At 66.7% G+C, this 16894-nt stretch carries 16 protein-coding genes; 1 reads left to right on the top strand and 15 read right to left on the bottom strand.

Annotated features, from left to right (window positions below):
• The first annotated feature begins 81 nt into the window (after window positions 1-81).
• Window positions 82-1578 (top strand): DEAD/DEAH box helicase, encoded by a 1497-nt coding sequence (locus ACQ5SP_RS04500; protein ID WP_430936876.1) that lies wholly within the window; start codon window positions 82-84, stop codon window positions 1576-1578.
• A gap of 62 nt (window positions 1579-1640) precedes the next feature.
• On the opposite strand, the gene ACQ5SP_RS04495 is transcribed toward ACQ5SP_RS04500, so the two are convergent.
• The 15 genes from ACQ5SP_RS04495 to ACQ5SP_RS04425 all read right to left on the bottom strand — a co-directional run bounded on the left by ACQ5SP_RS04495 (window position 1641) and on the right by ACQ5SP_RS04425 (window position 16893).
• Window positions 1641-3311: a ribonuclease J gene (locus ACQ5SP_RS04495; protein ID WP_430936874.1), complete on the bottom strand. Its 1671-nt coding sequence runs from the start codon at window positions 3309-3311 to the stop codon at window positions 1641-1643.
• On the bottom strand, window positions 3308-4087 hold the full coding sequence (locus tag ACQ5SP_RS04490) for a type III pantothenate kinase (RefSeq protein WP_430936872.1): 780 nt from the start codon (window positions 4085-4087) through the stop codon (window positions 3308-3310). Before ACQ5SP_RS04490 ends, ACQ5SP_RS04495 begins: the two co-directional genes overlap by 4 nt.
• 13 nt (window positions 4088-4100) lie before the next feature.
• Window positions 4101-4850 (bottom strand): biotin--[acetyl-CoA-carboxylase] ligase, encoded by a 750-nt coding sequence (locus ACQ5SP_RS04485; protein WP_430936870.1) that lies wholly within the window; start codon window positions 4848-4850, stop codon window positions 4101-4103.
• On the bottom strand, window positions 4851-6287 hold the full coding sequence (gene nuoN / locus ACQ5SP_RS04480) for an NADH-quinone oxidoreductase subunit NuoN (RefSeq protein WP_430936868.1): 1437 nt from the start codon (window positions 6285-6287) through the stop codon (window positions 4851-4853). It abuts the gene before it with no gap.
• 12 nt (window positions 6288-6299) lie between these two features.
• Window positions 6300-7838 (bottom strand): NADH-quinone oxidoreductase subunit M, encoded by a 1539-nt coding sequence (locus ACQ5SP_RS04475; RefSeq protein WP_430936866.1) that lies wholly within the window; start codon window positions 7836-7838, stop codon window positions 6300-6302.
• Window positions 7838-9910, bottom strand: a complete 2073-nt coding sequence (gene nuoL / locus ACQ5SP_RS04470; RefSeq protein WP_430936864.1) for an NADH-quinone oxidoreductase subunit L — start codon at window positions 9908-9910, stop codon at window positions 7838-7840. Before nuoL ends, ACQ5SP_RS04475 begins: the two co-directional genes overlap by 1 nt.
• 6 nt (window positions 9911-9916) lie before the next feature.
• On the bottom strand, window positions 9917-10222 hold the full coding sequence (gene nuoK / locus ACQ5SP_RS04465) for an NADH-quinone oxidoreductase subunit NuoK (protein WP_430936862.1): 306 nt from the start codon (window positions 10220-10222) through the stop codon (window positions 9917-9919).
• A gap of 1 nt (window position 10223) precedes the next feature.
• Entirely contained in the window at window positions 10224-10838 is a 615-nt protein-coding gene (locus ACQ5SP_RS04460; RefSeq protein WP_430936860.1) for an NADH-quinone oxidoreductase subunit J, read from the bottom strand.
• Window positions 10839-10925: 87 nt separating this feature from the next.
• A complete protein-coding gene (nuoI, locus tag ACQ5SP_RS04455; protein WP_430936859.1) occupies window positions 10926-11417 on the bottom strand; it encodes an NADH-quinone oxidoreductase subunit NuoI in 492 nt (163 codons plus the stop codon).
• A gap of 3 nt (window positions 11418-11420) precedes the next feature.
• Window positions 11421-12458 carry an NADH-quinone oxidoreductase subunit NuoH gene (nuoH, locus tag ACQ5SP_RS04450; RefSeq protein WP_430936857.1) on the bottom strand — a complete coding sequence of 346 codons (1038 nt, stop codon included), beginning with the start codon at window positions 12456-12458 and terminating at the stop codon, window positions 11421-11423.
• 15 nt (window positions 12459-12473) lie between these two features.
• Entirely contained in the window at window positions 12474-12878 is a 405-nt protein-coding gene (locus tag ACQ5SP_RS04445) for a hypothetical protein (protein ID WP_430936855.1), read from the bottom strand.
• 4 nt (window positions 12879-12882) lie between these two features.
• Complete coding sequence (gene nuoG, locus ACQ5SP_RS04440; RefSeq protein WP_430936853.1) at window positions 12883-14904, bottom strand: NADH-quinone oxidoreductase subunit NuoG; 2022 nt, start codon at window positions 14902-14904, stop codon at window positions 12883-12885.
• A 132-nt stretch (window positions 14905-15036) separates the two neighbouring features.
• The gene (locus ACQ5SP_RS04435; RefSeq protein WP_430936851.1) at window positions 15037-15360 is read right to left on the bottom strand and encodes a hypothetical protein; all 324 of its coding nucleotides are present in this window, start codon (window positions 15358-15360) and stop codon (window positions 15037-15039) included.
• A gap of 5 nt (window positions 15361-15365) precedes the next feature.
• Window positions 15366-16661, bottom strand: coding sequence for an NADH-quinone oxidoreductase subunit NuoF (nuoF, locus tag ACQ5SP_RS04430; RefSeq protein ID WP_430936849.1), 1296 nt, complete (start codon window positions 16659-16661; stop codon window positions 15366-15368).
• A 4-nt stretch (window positions 16662-16665) separates the two neighbouring features.
• Window positions 16666-16893 (bottom strand): DUF5337 family protein, encoded by a 228-nt coding sequence (locus ACQ5SP_RS04425; protein WP_430937173.1) that lies wholly within the window; start codon window positions 16891-16893, stop codon window positions 16666-16668.
• Between the last annotated feature and the right edge of the window lies 1 nt (window position 16894).

Raw genomic sequence — 16894 nt, 5'->3', positions numbered from 1 at the left:
GCACCAGGGGCCCTAGGCTTACGGACGTGCGCCACACCGATCTTGCGGCAGACGGAAACCGGCCGCACCAGACGGATACACATGACCAAATTCACCGACCTCGAACTCGACCCGAAAGTCCTGAAAGCCATTGCCGAAGCCGGCTATGAGGAACCGACGCCGATCCAGGCGCAGGCGATCCCGCATGCGCTCCAGGGCCGCGACGTCCTCGGCATCGCGCAGACCGGCACCGGCAAGACCGCCAGCTTCGTGCTGCCCATGATCACGCTGCTCGGCAAGGGCCGGGCGCGCGCGCGGATGCCGCGCAGCCTCGTGCTGGCGCCGACGCGGGAACTTGCCGCACAGGTGGCCGAGAACTTCGACACCTACGCCAGGCACACCAAGCTGACCAAGGCGCTCTTGATCGGGGGGGTCTCGTTCAAGGAACAGGACAAGCTGATCGACCGGGGCGTCGACGTGCTGATCGCGACGCCCGGCCGCCTGCTCGACCATTTCGAACGCGGCAAGTTGATGCTGAACGGCGTCCAGATCATGGTCGTGGACGAGGCCGACCGGATGCTCGACATGGGGTTCATCCCCGATATCGAGCGGATCTTCAAGCTGACGCCCTTCACGCGGCAGACGCTCTTCTTCTCGGCCACCATGGCCAAGGAGATCGAGCGCATCACCAACGAGTTCCTCACCGCCCCCGCGCGGGTCGAGGTGGCGCGCCAGGCCACGACGGCCGAAACCATCGACCAGCACGTGATCGAGTACAGCCCCAGCCGCCGCGACCGCGCGGCCAAGGAAAAGCGCGAAGTGCTGCGCGCGCTGATCGACCAGGAAGGCGAGAAGCTGACGAACGGCATCGTCTTCTGCAACCGCAAGAGCGAGGTCGACATCCTTTCCAAGTCGCTGAAAAAGCACGGCTACGATGCCGCGCCGATCCACGGGGACCTCGACCAGTCGCTGCGCACGAAGACGCTGGACGGGTTCCGCGACGGAGAGATCAAGCTGCTGATCGCCTCCGACGTGGCCGCGCGCGGGCTCGACGTGCCCTCGGTCAGCCACGTGTTCAACTTCGACGTTCCGAGCCATTCGGAAGACTATGTCCACCGGATCGGCCGCACGGGCCGCGCCGGGCGCGAGGGGCGCGCCCTGACCATCGCGATGCCGGCCGACGAGAAGTATCTCAAGGCGATCGAGGATCTTCTGCAACGGGAAATCCCGCGCATGGAAAGCCCCTACAATCCTGCGCCGACCCGGTCGCGCAGCAAGAAGGCAACGGAGGCGGACACGGCGCCCGCGCCCGATGCCGCCGAGGACCCCGGGAAGCCGCCGGCGCGCCGGTCGCGCCGGTCTGCCGCCAAGACCGCGGCACCCGCCAAGGCGGAACCCGCCCCGCCGGCCGCCGAAGACGCGGCGCCGAAGGCCGAGGCGCAGCCCAAGCCCGAGGAAAAGCCGAAGCCTGCCGCCAGGTCGCGCGGGCGCGGCAAGAAGGGCGGCGAGGACAAGCGGCGCCAGGACGAGGTCGTCGGCATGGGCGACCACCTGCCGAGCTTCATCGCCATGAGCTTCGAGGAACGCATGGCGGGCTGACGGCCCGCCCTGCCCGGCTGGCCCGGGGTCTCGCCCGGACCGGACCGGCGCGCCGGTCGCCCCTACTGGGCGACCAGCCGGCTGATCAGCACCGTGACCTCGGGTTTCTTGCCCAGAACCTCGTTCACCGCCATCCGGGCGGCGCGGTGGACCAGCTTCTCCAGCTTGTCGTCATCCATCACCGTCCGCGTGTCGGCCCGGGCCAGCACGTCGCCCACGGCATCCTCGACCGCCTCGACCAGCGGGGCGCCGCTGGCGCCGGTCTCGGGCAGGCCCATCAGCTCCACCCAGGCATCTTCCAGAACCTCGTCGTCCTCGTCCACGATCACGCCGACCGTGACATGCCCGTTCAGCGCCATGCGGATACGGTCGCGGACGATGCCGTCCATCGCCCCGATCAGGACGTTGCCGTCGAGATAGGTGCGCCCGGCCTCGATGTTGTCGATGACCCTGGGGCGGTCGCCGGTGAGATCCAGCATGGTGCCGTTCACCGCGATCGCGGCGGCGATGCCGCGGGACTCGGCCAGGCGGACATGCTCGCGCAGGTGGCGATGCTCGCCATGCATCGGGATGACCATCCGGGGCTTCACCAGGTCGTGCATCGCCTCCAGGTCCGGGCGGTTGGCATGACCCGAGACGTGGTAGCGGTCGTCGTCCTCGACCACGTCGACATCCATCTCGGAGAAGGCGTTGACGATGCGGCCGACGCCGACCTCGTTGCCCGGGATGGTCTTGGAGGAGAACAGGAACATGTCGCCGGCCTTCATCTGCAGACCCATGTAGCGGCCATTGGCCAGCTGCGCCGAGGCCGCGCGACGCTCGCCCTGGCTGCCGGTGACGATCAGCATCAGGTTCTCGCGCGGCAGGTCCTGCGCGTCCTCGGGCGAGATCGTCGGCGGAAAGCCCTTTAGCACGCCGGTTTCCTCGGCGGTGGACACCATGCGGCGCATGGCCCGCCCCAGCAGCACCACCGAGCGGCCGGCGGATCGCCCGGCCTCGGCCAGGGTCTTCACCCGCGCCACGTTGGACGCGAAGGTCGTGACCACGACCATGCCCGGCGCATCGGCGACGAGGTCGCGGAGGCTTTCGGTCAGCGTCTCTTCGGACCGGCCGGCATGGGAGTTGAAGACATTGGTGGAGTCGCAGATCAAGGCCTGGACCCCGCCTTTCGCCGCCTCTTGCCAGAGCGCGGGATCCCAGGGCTCGCCCACGCGCGGCGTCGGGTCGAGCTTGAAGTCGCCGGTATGGATCAGCTTGCCCTTCGGTGTCTCGATCACCAGCGCCGAGGTCTCGGGGATCGAGTGCGACACCGGCAGGAAGCTGACGCTGAAGGGACCCGCCTCGACCGTCTCGGGGAAGGGCTTGACGATCCGGACATCGTCCGGGTTCCGGCCGCGTTCCTCCATCTTCATCTGCGCCAGCGTGCCGGTGAAGCGACGCGCGTAGACCGGCGCGCGCAGCCGGTCCCACAAGAGCCCGATGGCGCCGACATGATCCTCATGCGCATGGGTGATGAAGATCGCGTCCAGGCGGTCGCGGCGCGCCGCGATCCAGTCGATATCCGGCATGATAAGGTCGACGCCGGGCGAGGTTTCCATGTTCGGAAAGGTGACGCCGGTATCGACGATGATGAACCGTTCCTTTCCCTTCGGCCCGTAGCCGTAGAGATACATGTTCATGCCGATTTCCCCGGCGCCGCCGAGGGGGAGGTAGATCACTCTGTCACTGCTCATGCGTTGCCGTGTTCCTTGTTGAAAGCGTGGATGACCGTCAGGCCATGCATCGTCAGGTCGTCCTCGATCGCGTCGAAGAGCACGTCGCCCTGCGCGAAAAGAGAGGCCAGCCCACCGGTCCCGATGATCCGCATCGGGGTCTCGTATTCGGCGCGGATGCGGTCGCAGACCCCGCGCACCAATCCAACATAGCCCCAGAAGACGCCGGACTGCATGCAGGCCACCGTGTTGGTGCCGATCACCGCCTGCGGCTTGGTGACGTCCACATGGGGCAGCGCCGCCGCCGAGGCGTGCAGCGCCTCGAGGCTGAGATTGACGCCCGGCGCGATGACGCCGCCGACATAGGCGCCGTCATGGGCGACCACGTCGAAGGTCGTGGCGGTGCCGAAATCGACCACGACCAGGTCGCCGCCATGGCGGTCGAAGGCGCCGGCGGTGTTGACCAGCCGGTCCGGCCCCACCTGGGTACCGGCATCGACCCGCGGCGCGGCCGGCAGGAGACACTCCTCCTTGCCGACGACCAGCGGCCGGCAGTCGAAATACCGGTTGCAGAGAACCCGCAGGTTGAAGACCACCCGCGGCACGGTCGACGAAATGATCACCTCGTCGATGTTCATCGGGATGCCGTGATGGGTCAGCAGCGTCGAGAGCCACACGTAATACTGGTCGGCGGTCCGCTGATGCTCGGTCGAGGTGCGCAGCGTGCACAAGAAGCGCGCGCCGTCCCAGATCGAGAAGACCGTGTTGGTGTTGCCGCAGTCGATCGCCAGAAGCATGGGCCTGACCCTGTCAGAAAAAAACGTCTGCCGCGGGGATCGCCCTGCGGCCATCGCCCGTCTTTAGAAGAAGATTGCCGGTCTCGTCCACCGTCTCGAAGGTTCCGGTCAGCGTCTCGCGGCCGGTCCGGGCGGTCACGGGCGCGCCCAGCCTGGCGGCATGCGCCAGCCACGCGGTCCGGATCGGCGCGAAGCCGTAGGTCACGAACTGGCGTTCGCGCCGATCATAGGCCGGCGCCAGCGTCTCGAGGAACTGCAGCGGCGTGACATTCACCCCGGTTTCCGCGGCAAGGCTGGCCGGCGGCACGGCCTCGGGGCCCAGCAGCGCGGCCGCCGGGGCCCGGGCGAGGTTCACGCCGATGCCGATGGCGAGATGTGCCATGCCGCCGCCCTGCCCCGCGCTTTCCAGCAGGATGCCGGCAAGCTTGCCGCCGTTGACCAGCACGTCGTTGGGCCATTTCAGCCTGAACGCCGCCTCCTGGCCGGTCAGCGTCACCAGCGCATCGCGCAACGCCAGCGCGGCGACGAAACTGCGCAGCGCGGCCTGTGCCGGGGGTTCGGTTGGTCGCAGGACCAGCGTGGCCGCGAAATTGCCCTGCGGGTTGGCCCAGGCCCGCCCCCGGCGCCCGCGCGCCGCGGTCTGGCGCAGCGCCATGATCCAGCAGGGTCCGGCCAGGCCCGGCGCGATGCGGGCGGCCTCGGCATTGGTGCTGTCGACGCTCTCCAGAACCCGGCGATCGACACCCTCGGGCCAATCGCCCATCTAGCGGACGAGCGTTTCGGCGGCGGCGGCGGCGAGGCCCTCGATCCCGAAGAGGTTGACGACACCGACGACCATGATCGCGGCCGAGGCCATCAGCGCCACCCACTGCACCGCCGGCATGGAACTGTCCAGCGCCTCGCGCGGTTCGCCGAAATACATCAGGTAGACGATCCGCAGGTAGTAGAAGGCGCCGATCACGGTGGCGATCACGCCGGCAATGGCCAGCCACGCCATGTCGGCCTCGACCGCGGCCTTGAGGACGTAGAACTTGCCGAAGAACCCCACCAGCGGCGGGATCCCGGCCAGCGAGAACAGCAGCACCAGCATCGCCAGCGCCTTGAGCGGCTCCGCCCGGGAATAGAGGCTGAGCGACGCGATCTCGGTTACCGGCTCGCCGTCGCGCTTCATCGACAGGATGAAGGCGAAGGTGCCGATGTTCATGGTCACGTAGATCGCGAGGTAGATCAGCAGCGCCTGCACGCCGCCCACGGTGCCCGCGGCCAGCCCCATCAGCGCGAACCCCATATGCGCGATCGAGGAATAGGCCATCAGCCGCTTGATGTCGGTCTGGCCGATCGCGGCGACGGAACCGAGGAACATCGACAGCACCGACAGGAGCGCGACGATCTGGCTCCAGTCGTCGACGGCCGAGCCGAAGGCGGAATGCGCAACCCGGGCAAAGAGCACCGCCGCGGCCACCTTGGGCGCGGTGGCGAAGAAGGCCGTGACCGGGGTCGGCGCCCCCTCGTAGACATCGGGGGTCCACATGTGGAAGGGCACCGCGGAGACCTTGAAGGCCAGCCCGGTGACGATGAAGACCAGCCCGAAGAGCAGGCCCAGCGACATGCCGCCGCTGGCGGCCTCGACGATGCCGGAGAACAGGGTGGTGCCCGCGAAGCCGTAGGTCAGCGACGCCCCGTAGAGCAGCAGCCCCGAGCTGAGCGCGCCCAGCACGAAATACTTGAGGCCCGCCTCGGTGGAGCGGGCGGAATCGCGGCGCATCGACGCCACGACGTACAGCGCCAGGGACTGCAGCTCGAGCCCCACATAGAGCGCCATCAGGTCGTTGGCCGACACCATCATCATCATGCCGAGCGTCGCCAGCGCCACGAGTACCGGGTACTCGAAGCGCAGAAAGCCGTGACGCGCCATGAAATCCTGGCTCATCAGCAGGACGATCGCGGCGGCGATCAGCATCGTCACCTTGGCGAACCGCGCGAAGCCGTCATCGATGAAGGAGCCGCCGAAGGCGGTTTCGGTGCCGGCGGGGGCCAGCCCGATCCAGAAACCCAGCCCGACCATGACGGCCGCGGTCAGCCAGATCAGCAGCGGCGCCTCGCGATCCTTGCCGGTATAGACCCCGTACATCAGCGCGGCCATGGCATAGATGGCCAGGACCAGCTCGGGCAGGACGACGGAAAGATAGGTACCAATCATCAGGCGGTTCCCTTAATTGCCGGCCAGCTGCACGTCGCCAGCCTCGAGCAGTGCGGTCTCGTACCCGGAGATGAGCGCGCTCACAGACGGGCCGGTGACGTCGAGGATCAGGCTCGGATAGACGCCGAGCAGCAGCGTCATCGCCACCAGCGGCGCGAAGATCCAGCGTTCCCGCGGGGTCATGTCGGTGATCGACTTCAGGCTTTCCTTGATCAGGTCCCCGAACACCACGCGCCGGTAAAGCCAGAGCGCATAGGCCGCCGAGAAGATCACGCCGGTGGCCGCGACGAAGGCGATCCAGGTATTGGCCTGGAAGGCGCCCATCATCGTCAGGAACTCGCCCACGAAGCCGCTGGTGCCCGGCAGCCCCACATTGGCCATGGTGAACAGCATGAAGACCAGCGCATAGGCCGGCATCCGGTTCACCAGCCCGCCATAGGCGTCGATATCGCGGGTATGCATCCGGTCGTAGATCACCCCCACGATCAGGAAGAGCGCACCCGAGACGAAGCCGTGGCTGATCATCTGGAAGATCGCGCCGTCGATGCCCTGCTGGTTGGCCGCGAAGATGCCCATCGTCACGAAGCCCATATGCGCGACCGAGGAATAGGCGATCAGCTTCTTCATGTCGTCCTGCATCATCGCCACCAGAGAGGTGTAGACGATGGCGATGACCGACAGCCACATCACGAAATCGGCCAGCAAGTCGGAGGCGACGGGGAACATCGGCAGGCTGAAGCGCAGGAAGCCGTAGCCGCCCATCTTCAGCAGGATCGCCGCCAGCACCACGGAGCCGGCCGTCGGCGCCTGCACATGCGCGTCGGGCAGCCAGGTATGCACCGGCCACATCGGCATTTTCACCGCGAAGCTGGCGAAGAAGGCCAGGAACATCAGCGTCTGCAAGCCGCCGGCGATCTGCCAGCCCAGCAGCGTGATCGGCCCGGAGGAGAATTCATGGGTGAGCAGCGTCGGGATATCGGTGGTGCCGGCATCCATCCACATGGCGATCATCGCCACGAGCATGAGGACCGAACCGAGGAGCGTGTAGAGGAAGAACTTGAAGGCCGCGTAGATGCGGTTCTTGCCACCCCAGATCCCGATGATCAGGAACATCGGGATCAGGCCCGCCTCGAAGAAGAGGTAGAACAGCACCAGGTCCAGCGCCATGAACACGCCGAGCATCAGCGTCTCGAGCACCAGGAAGGCGATCATGTATTCCTTGACCCGCTCGGTCACGTTCCAGGCCGAGGCGATCACCAGCGGCATCAGGAAGGTGGTCAGCAGCACGAAGAGCACGCTGATCCCGTCGACGCCCATCTTGTAGCTGAGCCCGAGCAGCCAGTCGCGCTCTTCCACGAACTGGAAACCGGTATCGGCGGGGTCGAACTCGGCATAGACGAAGAGCGAGACGAGGAAGGTCGCCGTCGTCGCCACCAGCGCCAGCCACTTGGCGTTGCGCTGAGCCGCCGCGTCGTCGCCCCGCAGCAGCGCCGCCAGGATGACGGCCGCGATCAGCGGGATGAAGGTGATGATCGAAAGCACGTTATCCATCAGTTCGCGCCCCCGCTGATGGTGATCCAGGTGACAAGGACCACGAGGCCCAGCACCATGGCGAATGCGTAGGTGAAGATGTATCCGGACTGCATGCGGTGGCTGAGCCGCGCGAAGAAGGGCACGATGCCCATCGCCACGCCGTTGATCGAGCCGTCGATCACGTCGCCGTCGCCCCGCTTCCAGAAGAACCGGCCGAGCCACTTCGCGCCCCGCACGAAGACGACGTCGTAAAGCTCGTCGAAATACCACTTGTTGAGCAGGAAGAGATAGAGCGGGCGCTGGTTTTCAGCCAGCCGCGCCGGCAGCGCCGGGTTCACGATGTAGAACAGGTAGGCCACGCCCAGCCCCAGCAGCATCGCGACGAAGGGCGAAAGCTTGACCCAGGTCGGCACGTAATGCGCCTCGTGCAGGATGGTGTTCTCCGGCGCGATGTAGATCGCCGCCTCGCCCGGCGCGCTTTCCATCACGTAGTGCAGCTCCGATGCCTTGGGGTTGCGCTCGGCCACGGCCTCGACCAGCTCCTCGGCCGGCTTGCCGTAATCGCCGCCGAAGAACTTCACCACCTCGTTGGTCTTGCCGAAGAAGCTGCCGTACCAGATCGCCCCGGCGAAGATCGCGCCGATGGCCAGCACGCCCAGCGGGACCAGCATGACCGTCGGGCTTTCATGGGCATGTTCATGCGTGTGCTTGTCGCCGCGCGGCTTGCCCCAGAAGGTCATGAACATCAGCCGCCAGGAGTAGAAGCTCGTCATCAGCGCCGCGATCACCAGCATCCAGAAGGCATAGCCCCCGGCAGTGCCGGCATAGGCGCTCTCGATCACGGCATCCTTCGAGGCGAAGCCGGCGAAGCCGATCCACCCGGTCAGCGGGATGCCGACCCCGGTGATGGCCAGCGTGCCGATCAGCATCGCCCAGAAGGTATAGGGGAACTTCTTCCGCAACCCGCCGTAATGGCGCATGTCCTGCTCGTGATGCATCCCGTGGATCACCGACCCGGCCCCGAGGAACAGCATCGCCTTGAAGAAGGCGTGGGTCAGCAGGTGGAACATCGCGACCGAGTAGACGCCGACGCCCGCGGCCACGAACATGTAGCCGAGCTGCGAACAGGTCGAATAGGCGATGACACGCTTGATGTCGTTCTGCACCAGCCCGACGCTGGCCGCGAAGAAGGCCGTGGTCGCGCCGAGATAGACGACGAAGGTCTTGGCCTCGGGCGCGAACTCGAAGACGGGCGACATGCGGCAGACGAGGAACACCCCCGCCGTCACCATGGTCGCGGCGTGGATCAGCGCCGAGACCGGGGTCGGGCCTTCCATCGCGTCCGGCAGCCAAGTGTGCAGGATCAGCTGGGCCGATTTGCCCATGGCCCCGATGAACAGCAGGAACGCGATCAGGTTGGCCGCGTTCAGCTCCATCCAGAGGAAGGTGAGCGAGGTCTCGGCCAGTTCCGGCGCGGCGGCGAAGACGTCTGAGAAATTGACGCTGTCGACCAGGAAAAAGAGCCCGAAGATGCCGAGCGCGAAACCGAAGTCGCCCACCCTGTTGACGATGAAGGCCTTCATCGCCGCCGCATTGGCCGTGGGCTTGCGATAGTAAAAGCCGATCAGCAGGTAGGAGGCGAGGCCGACGCCTTCCCAGCCGAAGAACATCTGCAGCAGGTTGTCGGCCGTCACCAGCATCAGCATGGCGAAGGTGAAGAAGGAGAGATAGGCGAAGAACCGCGGCCGGTAGGACTCGTCGTCGCGGAAATTCTCGTCATGGGCCATGTAGCCGAAGCTGTAGAGATGGACCAGCGCCGACACCGTGGTGACCACGATCAGCATGGTCGCCGTCAGCCGGTCGAGCCGGATCGCCCAGTCGGTGGAGAGCGTGCCGCTCTCGACCCAGCGCAGGATCGGGATCTGCTGGGTCTCGCCGTCGAAGCCCAGGAACACGATCCAGCTGAGCAGCATCGACAGGAACAAGAGCGCCGTCGCGGTGATCTGGGCCGGCTTCTCGCCCATGAACTTCCAGCCGAAACCGCAGAGGATGGCGCCGACGAGGGGGGCGAAGAGGATGATCGTTTCCATGTCGCCTTACCCTTTCATCCGGTTGACGTCTTCGACGTCGATCGTGCCGCGGTTGCGGAAGAAGCAGACCAGGATCGCCAGCCCGATCGCCGCCTCGGCCGCGGCCACGGTCAGCACGAAAAGGGTGAAGACCTGGCCGACGAGATCGCCCAGATGCGTCGAGAAGGCCACGAGGTTGATATTCACCGCGAGCAGCATCAGCTCGATCGACATCAGGATGATGATGACGTTCTTCCGGTTCAGGAAGATGCCGAAAATGCCGATCACGAACAGTGCCGCGGCGACGGTGAGGTAGTGTTCTAGTCCGACCATCTCAGAGCCCCTGCCCCGGTTTGACGTCTTTCAGTTCCATCGACTTGGCGGGATCGCGATACATCTGGTCCAGGATGTTCTGGCGCTTGATGTCCTGGCGATGGCGCACGGTCAGCACGATCGCGCCGATCATCGCCACCAGCAGGATCAGGCCCGCCGCCTGGAAGAGATAGATGTACTGGGTGTAGATCAGCCCGCCGAGCGCCGAGGTGTTCTGCGTCTCGCCCGGGGCCGGCGCCACGGCCTGGCGGGCGGTCTCGGCGGTCTCGGCGAACTGCCAGTCGCCGAAGACCAGGCCGAGCTGCATCAGCAGCACGACCCCGATCAGCAGCGCGACCGGCATGTATTTCGCCATGCCCGCCTTGAGCGCGGCGAAGTCCACGTCGAGCATCATCACCACGAAGAGGAACAGCACCGCGACCGCGCCGACATAGACGATGACCAGCAGCATCGCGACGAATTCCGCCCCCATCAGGATGAAGAGCCCGGCCGAGGACAGGAAGGCCAGGATCAGCCACAACACCGAGTGCACCGGGTTGCGTGCCATCACGGTGAACAGGCCGGCGGCCACCACGAGAATGGCAAAGACATAGAAGGCGATATCCGCGAAGCCCATCTCTGTCCCCTTTGCTTGGCCCCTCTCGGGGGGCCTTTTCATGTCCGGCCACCGGTCCGATCCGGCGGCCGCTGGCGCGCGCCCCGCTTAGCGGTAGGGCGCGTCGAGTTCAATGTTGCGGGCGATCTCCGCTTCCCAGCGATCGCCGTTCTCCAGCAGCTTGGCCTTGTCGTAGTAAAGCTCTTCCCGGGTCTCGGTGGAGAACTCGAAATTCGGACCCTCGACAATCGCATCCACCGGGCATGCCTCCTGGCAGAACCCGCAATAGATGCATTTCGTCATGTCGATGTCGTAGCGCGTCGTCCGGCGCGAGCCGTCCTCGCGCGGTTCGGCGTCGATGGTGATCGCCTGCGCCGGGCAGATCGCCTCGCACAGCTTGCAGGCGATGCAGCGCTCTTCGCCGTTGGGATAGCGCCTGAGCGCATGCTCCCCGCGGAAACGCGGGCTGAGCGGCCCCTTTTCATGCGGGTAGTTCACCGTCGCCTTCGGCGCGAAGAAATAGCGCAGCCCCAGCCCCATGCCGCCGATGAAATCGGCCAGCAGGAAATAACGGGTGGCCCTTGTCCAGTCGATACCCATGAATCAGCCTCCCACGGCCCAGCGGGCATAGGCCCCGCCGAACAATCCGTATTGCGCGAAGAACGCCACCAGCACGACCCAGCCCAGCGACATCGGCAGGAACACCTTCCAGCCCAGCCGCATCAGCTGGTCGTAGCGGTAGCGCGGCACGATGGCCTTCACCATCGCGAAGAGGAAGAAGAACACCGCCATCTTCGCCACCATCCAGAAGGCGCCGTCGGGCAGGCCCGGGATCGGGCTCAGCCAGCCGCCGAAGAACAGGATGCTCATCAGCGCGCACATCAGGAAGATGGCGATGTACTCGCCCGCCATCAGCAGCAGGAAGGGCGTGGCGGAGTATTCCACCTGGTAGCCCGCGACCAGTTCCGACTCGGCCTCCGGCAGGTCGAAGGGCGGGCGGTTGGTCTCGGCCAGCGCCGAGACGAAGAACAGCACCACCATCGGCAGGTGCGGCAGCCAGTACCACGAGAACAGCCCGTAGGCGCCGTCCTGCGCCATCACGATGGCACTCAGGTTCAGCGAGCCCGTGGACAGCAGCACGCCGACGATGATGAAGCCGATCGAGACCTCGTAGGAGATCATCTGCGCGGCCGAGCGCAGGCTGCCCAGGAATGCGTATTTCGAGTTCGAGGCCCATCCGCCCATGATCACGCCATAGACCTCGAGAGAGGACGCCGCGAAGATGAAGAGCAGCCCCACATTGATGTCGGCCAGCACCCAGCCCGGCGCGAAAGGCACGACAGACCAGGCGATAACCGCCAGCACGAAGGACACGAGCGGCGCCATGATGAACACCGTCTTGTCGGCCCCCGCCGGGATCACGACCTCCTTGACGACGTATTTCAGCGCGTCGGCCACCGTCTGAAGCAGGCCGAAGACGCCCACGACGTTGGGGCCGCGCCGCATCTGCACCGCGGCCCAGATCTTGCGGTCGCCATAGACCAGGAACAGCAGCGAGATCATCACGAAGCCGAGCAGCATCAGGCATTGCGCCAGGATGATCACGAAGGTCCCGAAGCCGGTGTCCAGAAATTCAGCCATGCTTGCTCGTGTCCCTCAAACCGTGGGTATGCCCTGGTCCGCGCAGGCCGCCGTCACGACCTCGGCGTCGATGGGCGACACCCCGCGCGGCAACGACGCCGAGACGGTATAAACCGCATCTCCGCGCCAAAGGCCACCGTCTTCTTCCACATTCGTCCGCACATGCCGCGCGAACCCGAAGCCCCGGATCAGCGCGTACTGCGCGGCCGCGCAGTCGGCATAGGCGGTCACGTCCGCGCCGTCGCGCGCGCCCCGCATCGCGACCCGGAAATTCACCAGGTCATGATCGAGCAGGCGCGTCTCGACGCCCATGTATTCAGGCGCCTTGGCCGATTTCTCGCCCAGCGGCGCACAGCCCGCCGCCCCGGCCGAAACGGCCAGGGCCAGCGCGACGGGGCCGAGGGACAGGCGACCGATCATGCGTTCACTCCGCCGCGATTTTGCCGGCGCGCGCGCGGGCGCTGGCCGACATCTCGGCCATCAGCGCCGAGGCGCGCGCGATCGGGTTGGTCAGCCAGAAATCCCGGATCGCCGGTTCGAAATCGCCGCTGCCGAGCTTGCCGTCCGGCAGCCGGTCCCAGCGGTTCTCGGGCACCTCGTCGATGCGCTCGAGATCCGGGAACTCGGTGATGAGTGCCCGGCGCAGCTGCGCCAGCGAGTCGTAGGGCAACCTGGCGTCCATCTGCGCGGACAGCGCCCGGAGAATGGCCCAGTTTTCCTTGGCCTGGCCCGGCGGGAACCCGGTGCGCAGCGCCAGTTGCGGGCGGCCCTCCGTGTTGACGAAGAGACCCTGTTCCTCGGTGTAGGCCGCGGCCGGCAGGATCACGTCCGCGCGGTGCGCGCCGCGGTCTCCGTGGCTGCCCTGGTAGATGACGAAGGGACCCTCGGCGATCTCCACCTCGTCGGCACCGAGGTTGTAGACGACATCCGCGCCGTCCATCGCCGCCGCGCACCCGCCCTCGGTGGTGAAGCCCACATCCATCGCGCCCACGCGGCCCGCGGCGGTGTGCAGCACCAGGAGGCCGCTTTCGGTCTCTTCCGCGATCTTCTGGGCGGCGGCCAGCACGGCGGCGCCGTCGGCGCCCTGGATCGCGCCCTGCCCGACGACCACGACCGAACGCTTGGCGCGGATCTCGTCGTCGCCGCCCATCTTCACGGCCTCGGCCAGCGACTCGCGTCCCGTGCCCAGATGGGCGTAGTCATAGGTCAGGTCGACCGGCTGGCCCACCAGCGCCACCTCGGCGCCCTCGAGCCAGGCCTTGCGAATGCGCGCGTTCAGAACCGGGGCCTCGTGGCGCGGGTTGGTGCCGATCAGCAGCACCCGCTCGGCGGTGTCGAGATCCTCGATCCGGGCCGTGCCCACATAGGCCGAGCGGTTGCCGGCCGGCAGCTTGGCGTCATCGGTGCGGCACTCCACGGCCCCGCCCTGCCCCGTGACCAGCTGCTTGAGCGCGTAGACCGCCTCGACCGGCGCGAGATCGCCGGCCAGCGCCGCGATCTTACCGGCGCCCTTCAGCGCCGCGGCGGTCCTGGTCAGCGCCTCTTCCCAGCTCGCGGCGCGCAGCTTGCCGTTCTCGCGAACATAGGGCTTGTCGAGCCGCTGGCGGCGCAGCCCGTCATAGATGTAGCGGGTCTTGTCCGAGATCCATTCCTCGTTCACGCCGTCATGGTTGCGCGGCAGGATGCGCATGACCTCGCGCCCCTTGGTGTCGACCCGGATATTGGAGCCGAGCGCGTCCATCACGTCGATGGTCTCGGTCTTCTTCAGCTCCCATGGCCGCGCGGTGAAGGCGTAGGGCTTGTTGGTAAGCGCCCCGACCGGGCAAAGATCGACGATGTTGCCCTGCATCTCGCTGTCGATCAGATCGCCGAGATAGGTGGTGATCTCGGCATCCTCGCCGCGGCCGGTCTGGCCCATGACCGAAACGCCCGCCACCTCGGTGGTGAAGCGCACGCAGCGCGTGCAGGAGATGCAGCGCGTCATGTGGGTCTCGACCAGCGGGCCGAGATCGAGATCCTCGACCGCGCGCTTGGGCTCGCGGAAGCGGCTGAAATCGACGCCGTAGGCCATCGCCTGGTCCTGCAGGTCGCATTCGCCGCCCTGGTCGCAGATCGGGCAGTCGAGCGGGTGGTTGATGAGCAGGAACTCCATCACCCCCTCGCGGGCCTTCTTGACCATCGGCGAATTGGTGCGCACCACCGGCGGTTCGCCGTTGGGGCCCGGGCGCAGATCCTTGACCTGCATCGCGCAGGAGGCCGTCGGCTTGGGCGGGCCGCCCACGACCTCGACCAGGCACATGCGGCAGTTGCCCGCGATCGACAGGCGTTCATGGTAGCAGAAGCGCGGGATCTCGATCCCCACATCCTCGCAGGCCTGGATCAGGGTCAGGGCCGGGTCGACCTCGTATTCCTCGTCGTCGATGATGATCTTGCGCAGGTCAGACATTCGCTACTCCGCCGCCTCGCCCGGCCGCGGCCGGGCAGGTTCCTTGCTGTCGCGGCCGCCGGCCGCCGATTTCCTTTCCGCCGCCACGGACCCGCGGACCGCGGACCGGTGCGGGATATGCAGGCGCGGTGCTCATCCCGTGCAGCGCCCGCTGTAGATCCGCGCGTCGCCGTCAAGCTCGTAGAGCCAGAGGCCGGTCTCGGGATCGGCGTCGAACACCGCGTCCGAGACGCCGGTATACTCGATGCAGTGCTTCGTCGCGGCATAGCGCGCGGCCTTCTGCGCCGACTGGCCCGGCACCGCGGCCGGGCGGACCCGGATCGCCATGTTCCGGCGATCCTCGCCCAGCTTGGTGACGCGGGCGTCCAGCCGGTAGCCGTCGAAGGTCACCACGTCGCGCCCGCGGGAACATCCCGCCGCCAGCGCCATCAAGAGAAGGAGTCCCGCGATCCGCATCGGCCTCACTCCGCTGCCACGGCGCTGCCGCGCCCGGTTCGCTTGGCCTTGATCCGGTCCTCGATCTCGTCCCGGAAATGGCGGATGAGGCCCTGGATCGGCCAGGCCGCCGCATCGCCGAGCGCGCAGATCGTGTGCCCCTCGACCTGCTTGGAGACGTCGAGCAGCATGTCGATCTCTTCGGGCGCGGCGTCGCCGGTCACGAGGCGATCCATGACCCGCATCATCCATCCCGTGCCCTCGCGGCACGGGGTGCACTGGCCGCAACTCTCGTGCTTGTAGAATTTCGAGAGCCGCCAGATGGCCTTCACGATATCGGTGGACTGGTCCATGACGATCACCGCGGCGGTGCCGAGCCCGGACTTCTGTTCCTTGAGCCAGTCGAAATCCATCAGCGCGTCGTCGCAGAGGCTCGCGGGCATGCAGGGCACCGACGAGCCGCCCGGGATGACGGCCTTCAGGTTCTCCCAGCCGCCGCGGACGCCGCCGCAATGCTTCTCCAGCAGTTCCTTGAGCGGGATCGACATCTCTTCCTCGACCACGCAGGGATTGTTCACATGCCCCGAGATCGCGAAGATCTTGGTGCCGGTGTTGTTCGGCCGGCCCATGCCGGCGAACCACTCGGCGCCGCGGCGCAGGATGGTGGGCACGACGGCGATGGATTCGACGTTGTTCACCGTGGTCGGGCAGCCCCAGACCCCGGCCCCGGCCGGGAATGGCGGCTTCATGCGCGGCATGCCCTTCTTGCCCTCAAGGCTTTCCAGCAGCGCCGTTTCCTCGCCGCAGATATAGGCGCCGGCGCCGTGATGGACGTAGATGTCGAAATCCCAGCCCGAGCCGCAGGCGTTCTTGCCGACGAGGCCCGCGTCATAGGCCTCGTCGATGGCGGCCTGCAGCGCCTCGCGTTCACGGATATACTCGCCACGAATGTAGATGTAGCAGGCATGGGCGTTCATCGCGAAACTCGCGATCAGGCAGCCCTCGACCAGCGTATGCGGATCGTGGCGCATGATCTCGCGATCCTTGCAGGTGCCAGGTTCCGACTCGTCGGCATTGACCACCAGGTATGCGGGGCGGCCGTCGGATTCCTTCGGCATAAAGGACCATTTGAGCCCGGTCGGGAAGCCCGCGCCGCCGCGCCCGCGCAGCCCGCTGGCCTTGACCTGTTCGATGATCCAGTCGCGGCCCTTCTCGATGAGCGCGCCGGTCCCGTCCCAGTGGCCGCGGCTCCGGGCGCCCTGCAGCGTCCGGTCATGCATCCCGTAGAGATTGGTGAAGATCCGGTCCTGGTCCTTCAGCATGCTGTCACTCTCCATGTTCCTGGCGTTTCCGCCAGACGCGAAACAGGACGACCAGCGCCCAGAAGAAGGCGGCCAGCGCCGCCAGGTCGATAAGAAAGGCGAAGCGGACCGGCAGCCCCAGTCGCCCGCCCAGGTACGACGCCCCCATCCAGAGCGCCATCGTCGCGATGATGACGATGGCCGCCAGGCGGGTCTCCGCCCGCGTGGCGCCGTTGTCGTCGCGCTGGGCCATC

This window comes from Rhodovulum sp. YNF3179 (assembly GCF_050586465.1).
In the GTDB taxonomy this organism is placed as follows: domain Bacteria; phylum Pseudomonadota; class Alphaproteobacteria; order Rhodobacterales; family Rhodobacteraceae; genus CAJXYS01.
This window is presented reverse-complemented; position numbering and strand designations above follow the sequence as displayed.

Excerpts from the sequence above, each read along its gene's own strand:
- ACQ5SP_RS04500 (WP_430936876.1), top strand. The coding sequence starts at position 82 with ATGACCAAATTCACCGACCTCGAACTCGACCCGAAAGTCCTGAAAGCC.
- ACQ5SP_RS04425 (WP_430937173.1), bottom strand. The coding sequence starts at position 16,893 with ATGGCCCAGCGCGACGACAACGGCGCCACGCGGGCGGAGACCCGCCTG.
- nuoN (WP_430936868.1), bottom strand. The coding sequence starts at position 6,287 with ATGATTGGTACCTATCTTTCCGTCGTCCTGCCCGAGCTGGTCCTGGCC.
- ACQ5SP_RS04495 (WP_430936874.1), bottom strand. The coding sequence starts at position 3,311 with ATGAGCAGTGACAGAGTGATCTACCTCCCCCTCGGCGGCGCCGGGGAA.
- ACQ5SP_RS04445 (WP_430936855.1), bottom strand. The coding sequence starts at position 12,878 with ATGATCGGTCGCCTGTCCCTCGGCCCCGTCGCGCTGGCCCTGGCCGTT.
- ACQ5SP_RS04460 (WP_430936860.1), bottom strand. The coding sequence starts at position 10,838 with ATGGGCTTCGCGGATATCGCCTTCTATGTCTTTGCCATTCTCGTGGTG.
- nuoG (WP_430936853.1), bottom strand. The coding sequence starts at position 14,904 with ATGTCTGACCTGCGCAAGATCATCATCGACGACGAGGAATACGAGGTC.
- nuoF (WP_430936849.1), bottom strand. The coding sequence starts at position 16,661 with ATGCTGAAGGACCAGGACCGGATCTTCACCAATCTCTACGGGATGCAT.
- nuoI (WP_430936859.1), bottom strand. The coding sequence starts at position 11,417 with ATGGGTATCGACTGGACAAGGGCCACCCGTTATTTCCTGCTGGCCGAT.
- nuoH (WP_430936857.1), bottom strand. The coding sequence starts at position 12,458 with ATGGCTGAATTTCTGGACACCGGCTTCGGGACCTTCGTGATCATCCTG.
- ACQ5SP_RS04490 (WP_430936872.1), bottom strand. The coding sequence starts at position 4,087 with ATGCTTCTGGCGATCGACTGCGGCAACACCAACACGGTCTTCTCGATC.
- nuoL (WP_430936864.1), bottom strand. The coding sequence starts at position 9,910 with ATGGAAACGATCATCCTCTTCGCCCCCCTCGTCGGCGCCATCCTCTGC.
- nuoK (WP_430936862.1), bottom strand. The coding sequence starts at position 10,222 with ATGGTCGGACTAGAACACTACCTCACCGTCGCCGCGGCACTGTTCGTG.
- ACQ5SP_RS04435 (WP_430936851.1), bottom strand. The coding sequence starts at position 15,360 with ATGCGGATCGCGGGACTCCTTCTCTTGATGGCGCTGGCGGCGGGATGT.
- ACQ5SP_RS04485 (WP_430936870.1), bottom strand. The coding sequence starts at position 4,850 with ATGGGCGATTGGCCCGAGGGTGTCGATCGCCGGGTTCTGGAGAGCGTC.
- ACQ5SP_RS04475 (WP_430936866.1), bottom strand. The coding sequence starts at position 7,838 with ATGGATAACGTGCTTTCGATCATCACCTTCATCCCGCTGATCGCGGCC.